General features: G+C 69.4%; 16 protein-coding genes and 2 rRNA genes. 9 read left to right on the forward strand and 9 right to left on the reverse strand.

What is annotated here, in order from left to right; translation table 11 throughout:
• Positions 1–38 precede the first annotated feature (38 nt).
• Both AL2_RS29435 and AL2_RS29440 read right to left on the reverse strand, forming a co-directional pair.
• Positions 39–1,640 carry an acyl--CoA ligase family protein gene (locus AL2_RS29435; RefSeq protein ID WP_067639336.1) on the reverse strand — a complete coding sequence of 534 codons (1,602 nt, stop codon included), beginning with the start codon at positions 1,638–1,640 and terminating at the stop codon, positions 39–41.
• A 143-nt stretch (positions 1,641–1,783) separates the two neighbouring features.
• On the reverse strand, positions 1,784–2,644 hold the full coding sequence (locus AL2_RS29440) for a hypothetical protein (protein ID WP_067639338.1): 861 nt from the start codon (positions 2,642–2,644) through the stop codon (positions 1,784–1,786).
• Between the two features lie 160 nt (positions 2,645–2,804).
• On the opposite strand from AL2_RS29440, the gene AL2_RS29445 reads away from it, so the two are divergent.
• Positions 2,805–3,293, forward strand: coding sequence for a hypothetical protein (locus AL2_RS29445; RefSeq protein ID WP_067639340.1), 489 nt, complete (start codon positions 2,805–2,807; stop codon positions 3,291–3,293).
• Here the strand turns inward: AL2_RS29445 and murA are convergent.
• The gene (murA, locus tag AL2_RS29450; protein WP_067639342.1) at positions 3,290–4,591 is read right to left on the reverse strand and encodes a UDP-N-acetylglucosamine 1-carboxyvinyltransferase; all 1,302 of its coding nucleotides are present in this window, start codon (positions 4,589–4,591) and stop codon (positions 3,290–3,292) included. The two genes, AL2_RS29445 and murA, sit on opposite strands and share 4 nt — an antisense overlap.
• 107 nt (positions 4,592–4,698) lie before the next feature.
• Complete coding sequence (gene ltrA, locus AL2_RS29455) at positions 4,699–6,216, reverse strand: group II intron reverse transcriptase/maturase (RefSeq protein WP_446651557.1); 1,518 nt, start codon at positions 6,214–6,216, stop codon at positions 4,699–4,701.
• A gap of 689 nt (positions 6,217–6,905) precedes the next feature.
• Here ltrA and AL2_RS36830 point away from each other — a divergent pair.
• The 4 genes from AL2_RS36830 to AL2_RS29470 all read left to right on the forward strand — a co-directional run bounded on the left by AL2_RS36830 (position 6,906) and on the right by AL2_RS29470 (position 10,347).
• The gene (locus tag AL2_RS36830; RefSeq protein ID WP_083947020.1) at positions 6,906–7,025 is read left to right on the forward strand and encodes a DUF397 domain-containing protein; all 120 of its coding nucleotides are present in this window, start codon (positions 6,906–6,908) and stop codon (positions 7,023–7,025) included.
• A 140-nt stretch (positions 7,026–7,165) separates the two neighbouring features.
• Positions 7,166–8,425, forward strand: a complete 1,260-nt coding sequence (locus tag AL2_RS29460) for an extracellular catalytic domain type 2 short-chain-length polyhydroxyalkanoate depolymerase (protein WP_067639346.1) — start codon at positions 7,166–7,168, stop codon at positions 8,423–8,425.
• A 482-nt stretch (positions 8,426–8,907) separates the two neighbouring features.
• Positions 8,908–9,870, forward strand: coding sequence for a methyltransferase domain-containing protein (locus tag AL2_RS29465; RefSeq protein ID WP_083947021.1), 963 nt, complete (start codon positions 8,908–8,910; stop codon positions 9,868–9,870).
• 33 nt (positions 9,871–9,903) lie between these two features.
• Entirely contained in the window at positions 9,904–10,347 is a 444-nt protein-coding gene (locus AL2_RS29470; RefSeq protein ID WP_067639348.1) for a YunG family protein, read from the forward strand.
• Positions 10,348–10,418: 71 nt separating this feature from the next.
• Here the strand turns inward: AL2_RS29470 and AL2_RS29475 are convergent, their stop codons facing one another.
• Positions 10,419–11,318 carry a LysR family transcriptional regulator gene (locus AL2_RS29475; protein WP_067639350.1) on the reverse strand — a complete coding sequence of 300 codons (900 nt, stop codon included), beginning with the start codon at positions 11,316–11,318 and terminating at the stop codon, positions 10,419–10,421.
• A 160-nt stretch (positions 11,319–11,478) separates the two neighbouring features.
• On the opposite strand from AL2_RS29475, the gene AL2_RS29480 reads away from it, so the two are divergent.
• From AL2_RS29480 to AL2_RS29490, 3 genes are all read left to right on the forward strand, one after another.
• A complete protein-coding gene (locus tag AL2_RS29480) occupies positions 11,479–12,111 on the forward strand; it encodes an NADPH-dependent F420 reductase (RefSeq protein ID WP_067639352.1) in 633 nt (210 codons plus the stop codon).
• 51 nt (positions 12,112–12,162) lie between these two features.
• Entirely contained in the window at positions 12,163–13,098 is a 936-nt protein-coding gene (locus AL2_RS29485; RefSeq protein WP_067639354.1) for an SDR family oxidoreductase, read from the forward strand.
• A gap of 72 nt (positions 13,099–13,170) precedes the next feature.
• The gene (locus tag AL2_RS29490; protein ID WP_210747915.1) at positions 13,171–13,839 is read left to right on the forward strand and encodes an NADPH-dependent F420 reductase; all 669 of its coding nucleotides are present in this window, start codon (positions 13,171–13,173) and stop codon (positions 13,837–13,839) included.
• 86 nt (positions 13,840–13,925) lie between these two features.
• Here the strand turns inward: AL2_RS29490 and AL2_RS39885 are convergent, their stop codons facing one another.
• Entirely contained in the window at positions 13,926–15,128 is a 1,203-nt protein-coding gene (locus tag AL2_RS39885) for a lipase family protein (RefSeq protein WP_067639358.1), read from the reverse strand.
• Positions 15,129–15,405: 277 nt separating this feature from the next.
• Here AL2_RS39885 and AL2_RS29500 point away from each other — a divergent pair, with 277 nt between their 5' ends.
• Entirely contained in the window at positions 15,406–15,906 is a 501-nt protein-coding gene (locus AL2_RS29500) for a tetratricopeptide repeat protein (RefSeq protein ID WP_067639361.1), read from the forward strand.
• Between the two features lie 423 nt (positions 15,907–16,329).
• Here AL2_RS29500 and AL2_RS29505 read toward each other — a convergent pair whose 3' ends face one another.
• The 3 genes from AL2_RS29505 to AL2_RS29515 form a co-directional block, all read right to left on the reverse strand.
• Positions 16,330–16,755, reverse strand: a complete 426-nt coding sequence (locus AL2_RS29505; protein WP_067639363.1) for a hypothetical protein — start codon at positions 16,753–16,755, stop codon at positions 16,330–16,332.
• A 182-nt stretch (positions 16,756–16,937) separates the two neighbouring features.
• Positions 16,938–17,054 (reverse strand): 5S ribosomal RNA (gene rrf, locus AL2_RS29510).
• Between the two features lie 158 nt (positions 17,055–17,212).
• Positions 17,213–17,332, reverse strand: a 23S ribosomal RNA gene (locus AL2_RS29515); the annotation flags it as partial.

Genomic DNA, 17,332 nt, shown 5'->3' on the forward strand with positions numbered 1-17,332 from the left:
TCCTCACGCCGCCGGGAGGGCCGATGCGGCAAGGGTTCTCAGCCCTGGACGCGGCTCTCGCGCCCGGCCCACTCCTTCTCGCGGAGCTGGAACTTCTGGATCTTCCCGGTGGACGTCTTGGGAAGCTCCGTCACGAACTCCACCGTGTCGGGCGCCTTGTACCGGGCGAGGCTCGTGCGCACGTGCTCGACCAGCTCCGTCCCGGTCACGTCGTGCCCGTCGCGGAGCACGACGAACGCCTTGGGGCGCTCGCCCCACTTCTCGTCCGGCACGGCGACGACGGCGACCTCCAGCACGGCCGGATGCGAGTCGATGGCCCGCTCGACCTCGACCGTGGAGATGTTCTCTCCGCCGGAGATGATGATGTCCTTGGACCGGTCGCGCAGCTCGACGTAGCCGTCCGGGTGGCGGACGCCGAGGTCGCCGGAGTGGAACCAGCCGCCCCGGAACGCGTTCGCGGTGGCCTCCTCGTCCCGGTGGTAGCCCTTCATCACGTTGTTGCCGCGCATGACGATCTCGCCGAGCGTCTCCCCGTCGGCCGGGACGTCGTTCATGCCCTCGTCGACGACCCGCAGCCCGTCCGTCTGGATCATCCCGACGCCCTGCCGGGCCAGCAGCCGGGCCCGGTCGCCGGCGGCCAGGTCCGGCCAGCCGGGCTGCGGCTCGCACACCGAGTACGGCCCGTAGGTCTCCGTCAGCCCGTACACGTGCACGATGCGCGCGCCGAGCTCCTCCATCTGCCCGATGATCGTCGGGCTCGGCGGCGCGCCCGCGGTCGTGACCGTCAGCGGGCGCTCCAGCGGATGCGCCTCCGCCGCGTTCGCGATCGTCACCAGCACGGTCGGGGCGCCGTTCAGATGCGTGACGCCCTCGGCGTCGATGAGCCGCCACACCTCTCCGGCGACGACGGCGCGCAGGCACACCTGCGTCCCGCCGACCGCGGCGAGCGCCCAGGGAGTGCACCAGCCGTTGCAGTGGAACATCGGCAGCGTCCACAGGTAGACGCTGTCCGGCGTGTGCCGCGAGTGCAGGACCTCGCCGAGCGCGTTCAGGTAGGCGCCGCGGTGCGTGTAGACGACGCCCTTGGGACGTCCCGTGGTGCCGGACGTGTAGTTGATCGAGATGGCGGCGTTCTCGTCCCGGACGTTCCAGGGCAGCTCGTCGCCGGAGCCGCGGGCCAGCAGCTCGCCGTAGCCGATGCCGCCGACCGCCGGGTCGCCGTCCGCGCCGGCCGCCGGGACCGTGACGACCTGCGGCAGCCCGCCCGCGATCGGCGCGACGGACGGATGCAGACCGGCGTCCACGACGAGCATCTTCGCGCCCGAATGGCCGAGGATGTAGCGGATCTCCTCCGGCGCGAGGCGGGTGTTGATCGCGACGAGGACGGCCCCGGCCAGCGGCACGGCGAAGTGGGCCGCGAGCAGCTCGGGAACGTTCGGCGCCAGGTAGGCGACCCGGTCCCCGGCCCCGATCCCGGACGCCTTCAACGCGTTCGCGAGCCGGGTCACCTCGGCGGCGAACTCGGCGTACGTCGCGCGGCGGTCCCCATGGGCGTAGGCGGCCTTGGCGGGGAACACCTCCGCCGACCTGCTGAGGAACGCGAGCGGCGTGAGCGCCGTGTAGCCCGGGCCATTGTCCATCGGGAGCCTCCGGTGCCGTCGGATGTGGCCTGCGCCTCAAGGATCCCACGCACTCCCGCCCCGGCATGGAGCCGACGCGGGTCCCTGCCGCACCCTTGACGCAGATCGGCGACGTGGCGGACCACCCGTTTCCGCTGCGCGCTCTAGCGTGCGCTCCTGGTCAGGATGGAGGCGGCCTTGACGGTCGTGTAGCCGCGCCATTCCAGCTCGGCGGCGGGCGAGTAGCTCGCGAAGTCGACGCGCCATCCGCCGTCGTCCTGCTGCTGCTCGTCGAGGCGCCGCAGCTCGGCGTTCACGATGTCCTCTTTGAAGAGGCCGCGTGCCGGACGTCTGGGATACGGGGCGAAGTCCAGCGGCCGCATCGTCTCGTCCTCCAGACCGCCCTGCACGCGCACAAGACCGTTCTCGGGGATGTGCCCGCCGAGCAGGCGGATGGTGTCGCCGTCTTCCACGGCGTCGGCCAGCCAGATGGTGAACGCCAGCTCCAGCGCGTGCAGTTCGTCCTTCGTCCGGACGGTGTCGAGGCAGTAGCGCGTCGCACGGTCGAGCCAGGGATGCTTGGCGACGGCCTCATCGTGGACGGCGACGCGGTGGGCCATGGCGGCGACGACGGCGGTGATCTGCAGCGAGGACGTCCGCGTGTCGGCGCCCGCCCAGAACGGCGCGGACCCGGCCGGGTCGGGCATGGGCAGCGCGAACGGGATACCGCCGTCCGGCAGCGCCACCGACTCCAGCCAGTCGCAGAGCGCGACGGCCTCCGGGGCCGTGACGGGGGCCAGCTCCTCGAAGACCTCGAACGCGTGCAGTGCGGGACCCGTCTGGCTCGTCCGTGACCGAAGGTCGGGTTCGAGCCCGTGCCCGTACCCGCCGTCGGGGTTCCGGTAGGCGTTCAGCGCGGCCAGCAGCGCGTCCCTGTCGCCCTCCCCGATCAGCAGCTCGAAGCGCCGGCGATCCAGTGTCCGCGCGTGCATGGCCATGAAGTCGGAAGCCTTGGCGATGTCCATGACTCCAGCTTGGCCGCCGTCCCCGCACCCGTCTTGTACGTTTCGGCCATCACCAGGCAAGGACCAGTCTCTTCGGCGAGCGGTGGATCAGTTTCGGCAGCGTCTCCACCGGCCGGAAAAGCACATGCGTGCCGCGTGCGGCGCGGCCTAGCCTGGCCACATGGACGTGAGTTTCGAACGGACGGGTGAACGCCGGTACGCCACCGTCGTCACCGTTCCCGGGCAGCACCCGCGCCGGATGGATCCCGCGCCCGGATACGACGACCACATCCCGCACGACCTCGTCCATTACCTGGCCGAGGCGGAGCTGGGCCTCTCCTCCGGGGTCTTCGGACGGGCCGCGGCGGGCGGCGGCGGCTTCACCGAGACGGCCGAGACACCCGGCGACCCGCGCCGGCGGACGCGGGCGCAGCGCAAGGCGAAGAAGCGCGAGACGTCCCTCAGCGCCGCCGACCGTGGCGACATGGCCAGGTCCGAGTACTTCGCGGGCCTGTGCGACATCGCCTGGCGGCGCCGGGCAGGAGCCTCGCCCCCCGAGTGGGCCCGCCGCAAGCAGATCCCGCCTGAGGACGCCGCCACGGTGAACCGCAACCTCCCCGTCGGCGGCGCCCTCACCTTCACCTGGCCCGGTTCGGTGATTGTCCGCTAACCCTCCTGGAGCACGAGCCCGAGCGTCCGGAACTGCTCCACCGGCCGGTGGTAGCCGCGCTCGATGTGGTGGACGCCCCGCAGCGTGGACGGCCCTTCCGCGACCGCCGCCGCCAGCACCGCCGAGAACCCGGCCCGGATGTCGGGCATGGTCACGTCCCCGCCCCGGAGCTTGGTGACGCCCCGCACAACAGCCGAGTGCAGCGCCGCCGTGTCGTGGTACCGGCAGGCCGGGCCGCCCAGGCAGGTGTCGTAGACCTCTATCTCCGCGCCCATGCTCTGCAGCGCCGGCACATACGCGAGCCTGTTCTCATAGACGGTCTCGTGCAGCACCGACATGCCCTCGGCCTGCGTGAACAACACCATCAGGGGCGTCTGCCAGTCCGTCGCGAACCCGGGATGGGTGTCGGTCTGCACCGCCGCCGGATGCAACCCGTTCGGCGCCGACGCCATGATCCAGTCGTCGGTGATCTCGAACTGCGCGCCCATCCGGGTGAGCGTCGTGATCGCGGTGACGAGCCGGTCCTGCGGGCACCCGTGCACGCGCACCTCTCCCCTGGTCACCAGGCCCGCGACCAGGTAGGAGAACGCCTCGATGCGGTCGCCGTCCAGCCTCGTCTGCGCGCCGCTCAGCCGCTCGACGCCCTCGACCACGATCCGCCGGTCGGGTGCGAACGAGATCCGCGCGCCCATCCGCTGCAGGAACAGCGCCAGCTCGACGATCTCCGGCTCCATCGCGGCGTTGCGGATGACGGTCTTCCCCTGCGCCCGCACGGCCGCCAGCAGGACGGTCTCCGTCGCGCCGACACTCGGATACGGCAACTCGATGCGCGTCCCCACCAGCCGCGACGCCCGCGCGTGAATCCCGTCGGCCGCATAGGTCATCTCGGCGCCGAACGCCCGCAGCGCCTCCACATGGAAGTCGACGGGCCTCCTGCCGATCGGGTCGCCCCCGACCAGCGGCACGAACGCCTCACCCGTCAGATGCAGCAGCGGCCCCAGCATCAGGATGGGAATGCGGTTCAGCCCGGTGAACGCCTTGCCGACGCTCGGGTCGGCCACCGGCCCCGGGACGACCGTCACCTCGCCGCCGGACCGCTCCACCGTCGTCCCGACGTGCTCCAGCATGCCCGCCGTGATGCCGACCTCGCCGACGTCCGGGGCGTTGCCGATGGTGCTCGGCCCGTCCCCCAGCATCGCCGCGACCATGTGCTTGCTGACCGCGTTCTTCGCCCCTCGCACGGTGACGTCCCCGCGCAGCGGCCCGGACGGCTCGATCCGCCAAAGCTTCTCAGTCATTGGTAGTCAGGGGCGCGGTGCCGTGGAGGCCCGATTCCCCGTCCCCCTTTCAAGCTCGTACGTGCGGTTTTCCCGCATACGGCTTACCGATGATCTTCTTGACATGGCTACGCAGCTCCTGGGTAGCGGATGGTGCCTCGCAGGCGGTACAGGCCGTGCCCGTTGAACCACTCCTCGTTCCACTCAGCGGCTCGTCCGGCGCGCAGATTACGACCCCGTTTCCTGACCATCAGGTGGTGGAGCCGATAAACGACATACCGGTCGATCTGGCGGAACTTGGCGGCGGCGTTCCCGGTTCGGAAGTAGTTGCCCCAGCCGCGCAGGATCGGATTCAAGTCCGCGATCACCGCGCGGACATCCGTTCCCGACCGGCGGCGGTCGGTCAGCTCATGGACCCTGGACCGGAGTTTCTTCATCGCCGCCTGGCTCGGCCATCGGTGCAGGTAGTAGCGGATCTTCCCGTACTTCTCCCACACCCGGCCCGAGAAGCGGGCTCTGAAGTGGCAGCCGAGGAAGTCGAGTCCTTCCCGGCCCTCTCTGAGGTCAACGACCTTCGTCTTGTCCGGATGCAGCCGCAACCCCAGCGAGCCGAGGATCTCCTCGACCACGGCCAGGGCCGTCCGTGCCTGTGCCATGCTGCGGCACAGCACCACGCCGTCGTCGGCATAGCGCACCAGCTCACCCACCCTGCGGCGGGCCAGCTCGGTGTCCAGGACGTGCAGATAGATGTTGGCCAGCAGAGGCGAGATCACGCCACCTTGCGGGGTGCCCGCGACCATCCGCGTGACTTCCCCGCCCTCCATCACACCCGCTTGCAGCCACGAACCGACCAGTTTGAGCATCCGCCGATCCGACACCCGCCCCCCGACCTCGGCGAGCAACCGGTCATGGCCGATCTCACCGAAGAAGTTGACGATGTCGAACTCGACCGCGAACACCTGACCCTCGATGAAGCCCGTACGGAGCCGCTCCATCGCCTGCGTCGCCGACCGCTTCGGCCGGAACCCATACGACACCGGCAAGAAGCCGGCCTCGAAGATAGGTTCCAGCACCAGCTTGGCGGCTTGCTGAGCCACACGATCGCGGACCGTGGGGATACCCAGCGGCCGTTTGCCACCCTGTGATTTCGGGATCTCCACACGCCTGGCAGGCGCGGGGCGATAACAACCTGCGCGAAGGTCATGCTGAAGCTCGGCGAGCATACGCTGGACGCCGTACTCCTCCTCCACCAACGCCAGGGTCACCCGATCAACCCCGGCGGCCCCTCTGTTGGCCCGGACACGCTGCCACGCCTCCCACAGCACGTCACCTCTGTGGACACGGTCATACAGGGCGTGAAAGCGCCGCTCCGGAGACTGCTTGGCCGCAGCCCATAGCCTGCGTTGAAGTCGTCGCACTTTCGCACTCGACGGGCGGCCATCAACGCGACCTGCCCCGCCTTCCGCTACGGCAGACCGACGCCCGCCGGGGTGGTTGGACCGGGGATCCCCGGTCATGCCCTCGCGCTTACCCTCGCCACAAGCGTGATCAAAGCGAGGGCCCTTCCCCGCCGTCCCGTCTCCTCGACACCCGGCCGGTACTACGGCCCCCTCGGACTCCCGCTGCCCTCCGAACGACTTCACCATCGGCTTATACGCCCGGTCTCCTGCCCGACGAAGGCATGGTCAGACGGGTCTCTCCTGTTCCGGCCCGATCCGTGCACACGTGCCGCCCCCCATACCCCGCAAGAACCCGACGGGCTGACCCCGGAACAGAGCCCGCCGAACATGGCCTTCGCCGTGAAGTGAACGGCTCGGCTTCTCCGCTGTAGTTGTGACGAGGCTGCAGGACTCACCGCAAAACGGCTACGGCCCGCGTGCTTGCTCCCTCCAAAGAGGCTCTCGACGCCCCGCTCAGCCCGCCGGATCTCTCCAACGAACCGGGGCCTGCTACCGGGCACTCCGGTGTCTACCCGGACGGGACTTCCACCCGCAGGATCGGACCAGCTTCCAGGACGCACCACCCGAGCAGCCTACGGCGTCCCCGCCACGCACCCGCCGGAATCACTGCAACCCCGGCACACGCTCCCTGCGGACGACCTCGGCCCAGACGCAGGTCTCCGCCTCCCCGCGCCGCACGCCCCACCGCCCCGCCACCGCCTCGACGATCATCAGCCCGCGCCCGCACTCCTCCCCGGGCCCGGCCGCAGCAACGCCACGGACGACGCGTCCCGATCCACCGTCAGCACCCCGAGCACCACCATGGCTGCCATCTCGTCCTCCCATGTCCGACACTTCGCGAGTTCGCCGCATCACACTCGGTAAAGCGGCAAGCCATGAGGGACCACGGCATCGCCGCCCGCGACTCCAAGGACCCCCACGGCCCCGTCCTCCACTTCACTCCCGACGAGTGGACGACCCTCCTCACCCGCATTAAGCGGGGCACCGTCCGCTGAGGCTGATCAGACGGCCATGGGCTCCGGGTGCGTGGCGTCCGTCGCCATGTTGATCTACGGGATTGTGTTTTCGCGCGCCCTGGTAGGCGGCGCGGAAGATTCCGACGATGGCGGCACCCACCCCACCCCTGGGAGCCCCCATGCGCCTGAGGATCAGGCAAGGGATCTGGGCCGCCGTCGCGGCCGCAGCCCTGGCAACGACCTCCCTGTCCGTCGTCCACGCCGCCGTCCCGCCGCCGACCACCGCCCCGCTCGCCAAGTACGACATCAGCGCCACCTACGTCAGCGGGGTGTCGTCCGGCGGGTTCATGGCCAACCAACTCCACGTCGCCTACTCGTCCCTGTTCCAGGGGACCGGCATCTTCTCCGCCGGCGCCTACGACTGCGCGCAGAACAGCCTGAGCACCGCGCTCAACGCCTGCATGGCGACCTACCTGCCCCGCAAGACACCGGCCCAGCTCGAACAGCTGACCCGCGACCGCGCCTCGGCGGGCACCGTCGACCCGGTCGCGAACCTGTCGGGCGACCCGGTGTGGCTGTACCACGGCACGTCCGACACCACCGTCGCCGAGGACGTCAACGACGACCTGGCCACCTACTACCGCGATCTGGGCGCCGACGTCGTCTACGACCACACCTCCGCCGCCGGGCACGCCTGGGTCAGCCCGATCGGCCCCGGCTCCTGCTCGGTCACCCAGTCGCCCTGGATCAACAACTGCGGCGGCGACCCCGTCAGGGACATGCTCACCCACCTCTACGGCACAGTGCAGCCCGCCGCCTCGTCCCTGACCGGCCGGCTGATCCAGTTCGACCAGAACGACTACGTCCCCGGTGGGAACGCCACCTCCATCAGCATGGGCAACGAAGGGTTCGCCTACGTCCCGCAGTCCTGCGAGCAGTCGTCCTGCAAGCTGATGGTCGCGCTGCACGGCTGCTACCAGTACTACGGAAACATCGGCAACACCTTCATGGACAAGGCCTACCTCAACGAGTACGCCGACACCAACGCCATGATCGTCCTATACCCGCAGGCGACCGCGTCGGGATCGAGCAACCCGCGCGGCTGCTGGGACTGGTGGGGCTACCAGTCCGCCCAGTACCCGCTCAAGACCGGCCCGCAGATGACGGCCGTCGTCAACATGGTCAGGGCCATGAGCGGCGGCGGCACCACACCGCCACCGACCACAACGCCGCCGACCTCACCCACGCCCACACCGACTCCCACGCCGACCCCGGCGTGTGTGACCGCGTCCAACTATGCGCACACCACCGCCGGACGAGCGCACCAGTCCATGGGCTACACCTACGCCAACGGCTCCGACCAGAACCTGGGGCTGTGGAACCTCTACACCACCAGCACCATCAAGGAGACCGATCCCGGCTACTGGGTGAAATGTTGACCTGACCGCCTGATGGGGCCTTGCCCGCCACCCCCGGCGGTCAAGGCCCTTTCAGTACCCGGGTGGACGGCACACGGGACGCGAATATCCGCGTGACCTGCGGTACATCTGCGTGACGTCCTGATCGGGCAGGCAGTCAAAGTAGCGACGCGTAGTTGAACGCGATCAACCGCGAGCTCTGCCTCACGTTTCGCGCAAGTGCGCCACCGCCGTCGACGTCGACGGGCTGCTGGCCCCGCCGCTCCAACCGCCCCCAGCAAGCCGGATAGGCCTTACCTCACCCGACAGTGGAATGGGCCCGTCCGCACCAGTTCTTGCACCGCTGCCCCTCTGTCGCGGGTCGACGACCTGGTTACCACTGCCGAGACCGGTGGATCATCCCCGCTGGCCACCCTCGCCGCCGGGGTCCGCCACGACCACCACGCGGCTCACCTTGACCCAACTGGACGCGTGAATCCGCCTGGCCGGGCAGCATGGATGGCATGTCCCACGATCGCCGGCTCCGGACCACCTTCGACAAAGCGGCTGCTATCTACCAAAGCGCGCGCCCCGACTACCCGACCGAACTGTTCAGCGACCTTCTTGCGGTCACCGGGATCAAACCGCCCGCGCAGTTACTCGAAGTCGGATGCGGTCCGGGGAAGGCCACATTGCCCATGGCAAGGATGGGCTTCTCCATTACCGCGGTGGAACTCGGTGATGCCTTGGCGGCGCAGGCCCGCCGCCGGCTCGCCGTCTTCGCCGACGTCTCGGTGATCACGTCATCGTTCGAACAGTGGGAGCCGCCGACGGGCACCCTTTTCGACCTCGTCTACGCGGCCACGGCCTGGAAGTGGATGGACCCGGAGGTCAAGTACGCCAAAGCCGCCGCCCTCCTCGCCCACGGCGGCCACCTGGCCGTCTGGGACGCCGGGCATGCCTTCCCCGCAGAATTCGACCCGTTCTTCACCCATATCCAGCAAGTCTATGACGAGATCGGTGAAGGCGATGGCGCCCCCTGGCCACCGGCGCCACCTGAGGCCCAGCATGATCCCACCGCCGACGAGTTCGAGGCATCCGCACATTTCACAGTCGTGGGGACGCGGCGTTATGTCTGGGCTCGCCGCTATACGGCGGACGAATACATCGCGCTGCTCGATACTTTCTCCGGCCACATCGCCATGGAACCCGCCAAACGCCGACACCTCTACAGCGAGGTCCACCGTCGACTCGCCACCCGCCCGGATGGGCAAGTCACCCGGCATTGGTCCGCAGTCCTCACCGTGGGCCGCCGCGTCGGCGTCGACGACCTGGACGCGGCGGAGGAACGCGTTCTGGGCGCCGGCGCCGAACTCGCGGAGCACCAGCCAGGCGGCCGCCGATTCCGCGTCTTCATCGACCCGGCCGGCCACCCCTTCTGCCTCGCCGACGCCAGGACGGCCGCCCTCCGGGACGAACCGGCGTAGCACCTGAAGGCCCCTGCTGGCACGCTGCCACCTGTGCCTCCATGGACGTTGACCCGCATCGAAGAAGCCCTCCGAGCCTGCTGGGCCGCCGACACCTGCTCCCCGGACGATCTCGCAAGGGCACCATGGCATCCGGGCAATCCCGCTTGGGGCCAATGCGATATCACGGCCCTCGTGGTGAACGACTTGTTCAACGGCGATCTCGTGGTCGGCGAAGTCCACGCGGCGGACGGAGAGAAGCAGGGCTACCACTGGTGGAATCGCCTGCCCAGCGGAGTCGAGATCGACCTGACCCGCGACCAGTTCCAGGGTGGCCAGACCATCACGGGCGCCCGAGTCGTCCAGCGTCCGGCTCCCCTCCCGCGCCGCAGGGCGGACGAGTACATCCTCCTCCGCGACCGCCTGACCACTCACCTCGGCCCACTACCTGAGCCCCCACCAGTACGGTCGGCGGCAACGGGACGAGGCAGTTCCTAGACGCCTATACGTCCCGAAACAGCCACAACAAGCCGAGCACGAACGGTGTCCAGTACGTCTCCGCCATCGCTCTACGCTTCTGCGCGATCGTCTGAATAAGCCTCGTAGTTGCCGCATTCTGCTGTGATCTCGGCCGCCGACTGCGCCGCGGCGAAGAAGTCGTCTGCCAGCGGCGAGGTGCGCGACGCCGCCATCGCGAGGCACACCTGGTCGGGCGCGAGCTCCGGGATGGGTACGTAGCTGATGTCCGGACGTGAGTAGAACACCGTCTCCGAACGTCCCACGAACGAGATGCCCCGGCCGGCCGCGACGTGCTCGAGCTTTTCCTCCACGCCGCGCACGCGGACCCCGGAGTCGGGATGCGGGCGCCTGGTGGGCTGTGTGCTCGGGCCGGCATGCCAGACCAGCGGCTCACCGGCCAGGTCGGCCTCAGTGACCTCCTCCTTGCCGGCCAGCCGGTGGCCTGCGGGCAGCACCACCATGAGCGGCTCGGTGTACAGCGGGATCACGCGCAGGCCGGTCTCGTCGATGGGCAGCCGCACATAGCCGATGTCGATGCGGCCGTCGAGCAGCATCGGGGCCTGGTCATCCCATTCGATCCGCTGGACGTCCACGACCACGTCCGGATTCCGGGCCTCGAACGCCCGGGCCGCCGGAATGACCGGGATGCCGGTCCGGAAGCCGACCGTCAGCCGCCGGCCGCCGCGGGCGGCCGCGGTCACCCGGCGGCGGACCGCGTCCGCGGAGGCGAGCAGCGGACCGGCGTCGGCCAGCAGTTGCCGCCCGGCGTCGGTCAGCGCCACGCCGTGGCGATCCCTGGTGAACAGCGAGGCGCCGAGATCCTTTTCCAGCGCCCGGATCTGCCGGCTGAGCGCCGGCTGCGCGATATGCAGCTCTTCAGCGGCGCGGCCGAAGTGCAGCCTGTCGGCGAGGGCCAGAAAGTAGCGCAGTTTGCGCAGGTCCAGATCCATGAAAACCTCCCGGCCCGGTGATGCCTCCAGGGTATCACCAGGGCTGAAAGAAGTCTTGGACACCCACTCAGGCCAATGGCTACTTTAAGAGATATCCAATGAGGCCGAAGCGAATTCGGCACGAGAATTCGGCGGCCAGTTCCAGAAAGCAGGCACAGCAATGAGTACCGTCAGCATTATCGGCGTGGGGAACATGGCCCGCGCTCTGGCCACCAGGGCGCTCGCCGGCGGCAACGCCGTCGAGATCATCGGCCGCGACGCGGCCAAGGCCAAGGAAGTGGCCGCCGCGCTCGGCGGCGCCACCGTCGGGACGGCCGGCGCCGCCCCGGCCGGGGACATCGTGATCCTCGCCGTACCGTACACCAGCGCCGCGGCGGTGGTCGGCGAGTACGGGGACGCGCTGCACGGCAAGGTCATCATCGACATCACCAACCCCTTCGCCGCCGATTTCAAGGGACTTGCCACCCCCGACGGCAGTTCCGCCGCGCAGGAGATCGCCAAGGCCGCCCCCGCCGACGCGCACGTCGTCAAGGCGTTCAACACCCTGTTTGCGAATGTTCTGGCCGCCGAACCGGCCGATGACCGCCGATTGGACGTGTTCATCGCGGGCGACGACGCGCAGGCGAAGACACGCGTATCAGAGTTCATCGAGAGCCTGGGAATGCGCCCATTGGACACCGGGCAACTGCCAATGGCGCAGGCACTGGAGAACGCCGGCCTGTTGCTGATGGGCCTCCTCGCCCACACCGTCAAGCACACCAACTTCTCCCTCGGCGTCAGCATTCTCAGCTGAGGCGCCCACGCCACCACTTCTCGCACCACATCATCGACAAGGAGCAGTAGCGTGCGCGTTTTCGTCGCCGGCGGAACCGGCCATTCCGGTTCGTACATCGTTCCCGAGCTCATCGGCGCCGGGCACGAGGTCACCGGCCTGGCCCGGTCGGACACGGCTGCTGCGGCGCTATCCGCGCTCGGCGCGAAAGTGCGTCGCGGCGACCTCGAGGATCTCGACGGGCTCAAGGAGGCGGCCGCCGATTCCGACGGCGTCATCCACGTCGCGCAGAGGCAGGAACTGCTTCCGTCCGGCGGGATCGACGCCGTGGCCGCCGCGGAACTCCCCATCATGCTCGCGTACGGCGAGGCACTCGCGGGAACCGGAAAGCCGCTGGTCGCGGCGGGGAGCATCGGCTCGACCGGGAACTTGGGCCGACCCGCCACCGAGGAGGACCCGGCCCTTCCCGGCGGCGATGAGCACAAGGGCACCCTGCGGGTTCGCAACGTCGTGGAAACCGCCGTCATCGGCCTCGCCGACCGGGGAGTGCGGTCCTCGGTCGTGCGGTTCGCCAACATCGCGCACAGCACGACCGATCGTGCCGGCTTCCTCGTGCAGCTGATCGCGCTCGCCAAGGAGAAGGGCTTCGTCGGCTACCCCGGAGACGGCGCGAACGTGTGGAACGCCGTGCACGCCCGCGATGTCGCCTCCTTGTTCCGCTTGGCACTGGAGAAGGGGCCGGCGGGCAGATACTGGCACGCGGTCGGGGACGGGGCCGTCCCGCTCCGCGAGATCGCCGAGGCCATCGGCAGCCGCCTGGGCCTACCCGCCGTGAGCGTTCCCGCGGACGAACTGATGGTGCCGGGCTACTTCGGGTTCCTCGCGAACATCGTCACGCAGAGCTACCCGGCGTCCAACCTCATCACCCGCCGGACCCTCGGCTGGGAACCCGCCCAGCCCGGCCTGCTCGCCGATCTGGACAACGGCCATTACTTCCCCGCCGGCTGACAGCGAGGATCCCAATCGCAACAAGCCCGACAAATAACAAGAGTACGGCTCTCCTGAAAGGACGCGGAGAATATGACGACTGTGGGATTCATCGGAAGCGGACACATCGGCAGTACCATCGCGCGGCTCGCCATCGACGCCGGCCACCAGGTCGTGCTCGGCAACTCGCGCGGTCCCGAAACGCTCGCGGACACGGTCGCGGAACTGGGGCCCCGGGCGTCCGCGGCGACGAGCGGGGAGGCCGCGGCGGCCGGTGACATCGTCGTGGTCTCGGTGCCGGTCAAGGCGTTCCCCGACCTGCCCGCCGAGCCACTGGCCGGGAAGACGGTCATCGACACCTGCAACTACGGCCCCGAGCGCGACGGGCACATCCCCGAGCTCGACAGCACGTCGCTCACTTCGAGCGAGCTGCTGCTGCGGTACATCCCGGACGCCTCGGTCGTGAAAGCGTTCAACAACATCTTCTACAAGCACCTGCTGTCGCTCGCCCGCCCGGCGGAAGCGGCCGACCGCTCGTACCTGCCGATCGCCGGGGACTCCGCGTCCGCGAAGGCTGCGGTGACCGAATTCATCGAATCCATCGGGTACAGCGTCGTGGACGCGGGACCGCTGGCGGAGAGCTGGCGGCAGGCGACGGGTACACCGGTGTGGGGGACCCCGTACGGGCCGTTCTCGAACGAGAAGGGCGAGCCGGCCGACGAGGACGCCATCCGCGCGGCACTGGCCACCGCAACCCGGTAACCGCAAGTCGGCGCGAACCGCTGCAGAAGAACCTCGACGCCCTGCCCGTCACGCGGGCGCAGGCTCCGGCACTTCCGCACCCCGGGTCAACACATGGTGGCGGCGGGCTTGCCGGCGAAGCGGTCGGCCAGGAAGGCCACCACGTCGTTGTTGCGGACGAGGGCCTCCAGCGCGTGCTCGCCGATCGCATCCCGGACGGTCTGGACCGTCGCACCCTTCGAGCACCACGCCTTGACGAGGGCGTTCGCCTGCCCGACGGGGACGATCTCGTCGGTGTTCGCGTGGTAGTTGAAGACCGGTGCGCCGGGCGCGGCCGAGCCCATGGTGTTCTTCTTCAGCATCGCCGCCACCGACGGCACCGACAGCGGGTCGGGGACGGTGCTGTAGTCGGCGAGCTTCTTGAAGGCGAAGCCGGTCAGCAGGTCGGTCACGCACTTGCCGCGCGCGTCCGCCATGGCCTGCCGGCCCTTGTCGTTGAGGAGCTTCTGGATGCCGGCCTCGGGGAACTCGGCGTCCAGGCTGACGGTGGCGGCGGCTTCGAAGCCGGAGAACAGGCCACCGTCCAGGGAGCGCGCCACGGCACCGGGGTCCGCTGGCGTGCCGCCCATGGTGACGCCGGCGAGTTCCACATCCGGTGCGTAGGACGGCTGGAGCTCGGCGGCCCAGCCGGTCGCCTGGGCGCCGCCGGAGTAGCCGTTCAGCGCCCACTTGCCGAGGCCGCCGGTGCCGAAGTTCTTCACCGCGCGGATGCCGTCGAGGACGGCGTGGCCGGCCTGCGGCCCTGCCATGAACACCGATTTCGGTCCTTCGAAGTCGGGCATGGCGACGGCCCAGCCCTTGTCGAGCAGCGGGGCCGCGAACAACACCGACGACGAGGCGACGAGGGAGCCGGAGGAGATCCCGTAGGACGGCGCGCACTGCGTGCCGGTGGAGTCCTCCGCCGCCTGGACCGAAATGGCGGGACGGCTTCCGGCGCCGGTCCACGCCTTCTTCGGGACGAGGAGCGTGGTGACCGTCAACTCGGCCCGGTCATGCGAGTCGTTGGTGCGGTAGGAGATCTGCCAGGCGTCGGCGGTGTCGGCGAGGTTCCCGGCCTTCGGGACGATCGCCCGGGTCGCGACGATCCGGCCGGGCGCGTAGGTCCCGATGTCGGCGGGGGCGGAGTAGAACGGGTCCTGGTCGGGCGGCACCGAGCCGGCGGGCGGGTCGTCCGCCCGGGCGGGGGCGGCGGTGACCAGCGCGGCGGCGGTGGCGATCGCGAGCAGGGCGGGAGCGGCGGCGAGTCTCATCGGGGACTCCGGGGGTGGACGGCCGGGGGCACCCTGACTGTGCCCCGTCCCGGCTCCCGTCGATAGGGGCGGCTCCAACAACCGGTCGGGGCCGGAATGCGTTCGGCTGATAATCGCGTCTCGGTGGCCGCGCCGATGCAGATGTGTGGGTTGGCACCGACGCGACCATGATCCCGACCTCTGTCGAGCGGTCCAATGGTGGCGCACGGCAGGTTGCAGGACCGTTGCGCCCCCCGATCGGGCCGCGGCCCCGGTGCGGGGCCCTATCCTCAGGTCCATGATCACCCAGGATTGGGAACGGCGGATCGCCGAGCTGTGGGACACGTTCGACGACCTCGCGCCCGCGGACTTCCTCGCAAGGATCGAGGCGCTCACCGGCGAACTGCCGCCCGGGGACGCGGTCGCCGAGTACGAGCTGGCGTCGGCGCACGACTCGATCGGCAACGAGGCGGAGGCCGCCGTCCACTACCGGCGGGCGTTCGAGGCCGGGCTGGACGGCACGCGTAGGCGGGAGGCGACCATCCAGTACGCCAGCACCCTGCGCAACCTCGGCCGGGCCGAGAAGAGCATCGCCCTGCTGACCGCCGAGCGCGACGCCTGCTCCGACGCCCTCGACGACGCCGTGACCGCGTTCCTGGCGCTCGCGCTCACCGACCTCGGCCGGGACAGGGAGGCGGCGGCGCTCGCCCTCGGCGCGCTCTCCCGCCACCTCCCCCAGTACAACCGCTCCCTGGCCAACTACGCGAAGGCCCTGATGGACGACGCGCCCGCCGGCTAACGTCCCGGCCCCCCGACGCCGCCGCGCGTTCGCGCGGACGTCCCGGCAGGCCGGTGCCGTCGACCGAGCAGGGTCATCCGCGTACCCAGGTACCGCGCACCTCGCGACTCGCGCCGATGGAGAGCCCTTGAGCAGGGCGCAGCGCGCCTCAGGTCACGATGCGGTTCCAGGGCCCAGCGGGCCGAAGCTCAGCCGCGTCCACGGAGCGCGAGGCCAACGTGGAATCCACCAGGTGAGCGTCAAGCGGTCGAAGGGGCCGCCCCTCCACTGGCCCTCCCAGGTTCGTTACGGCCAGGACGACGGTGACCGGCCGGTCGGCGGCGACAGCGACGCCGACGCGCCCAACAAAGTCCGGCTTTGATCCACTCCGCTCCCCCATCGCCGACTAAAGGACTCATGCTGAGCTGCTGTTCGTCGGGCAGGTCAGTCTCCGGAGATTCCCCAGAATGCGATCCGTACTGGCTCTCCCCACCGGTCATAGAGCACAGTGCAGCGTCCTTGATCGCGCCGATCGGGTTCCAGCGCGGGGCGGGAGGCGGCATGAGCGCGTTCGAAGTTCTCTGGAGTCGGGTGGTCTGTGCCGAAGACGGCACGGACCTCCGTGGGCGACAGCAGGCGCATGGCCAGGAGCTCGTCCTCGCCTCCAGGGCCGATCAGCCGCCCGTCGAGTTCGAGGATGCCGCCAACCGAGGAGTGGGTTTCGTCTATCAGGACCCGGAACTCGTCAATGGTGCTCGGCTGCGGCCAGTCCGCCGGCCATCCCGAACCGGTCACGGTGTCGTGGAACTCCCGCTGACGCAGCGCGGACAGAGCAGCCGCGATGTCGGGTTCGAAGGAGACGATGTACATCCATGAATCAGCGCCCATGAGCTCCCGCCGCTTCCACGGCGGACGACCAGCCGTTCCCACAGGCGTCCCCCGCGCCGCCAAAGCCACAGTGACCAGGTGACACGGCCACGGGCCGGTGGCACACCGCCCCGTGAAATGAGGAAGGGCCCCGCCGTGTCGGCGGGGCCCTTCCTGCAATATGAGTCCGGCGGTGTCCTACTCTCCCACACAGTCTCCCATGCAGTACCATCGGCGCTGAAGGGCTTAACTTCCGGGTTCGGGATGGGACCGGGTGTTTCCCCTTCGCCAAAACCACCGAACGCCTCAACGCACCACCCCCTGCTGCGGGGTGGGCAAGTCGACGTCCGAGCGACCAGGCTCGGTATCCAATTTGTATGCACTACGGGTGCCCAGGTTGTTTTCTGGGAACCACACAGGGACGCGAACAACTCACAGCGATTCGGATTGAACGTATTGTGTGTTCAAGCCACTCGGCCTATTAGTACCGGTCGACTCCACACGTTACCGCGCTTCCATCTCCGGCCTATCAACCCGGTCGTCTACCGGGGGCCTTACACCCACAAAGGGGTGGGAGAAA

It is taken from the genome of Actinomadura latina NBRC 106108, assembly GCF_001552195.1.
Taxonomy (GTDB): Bacteria; Actinomycetota; Actinomycetes; order Streptosporangiales; family Streptosporangiaceae; genus Spirillospora; species Spirillospora latina.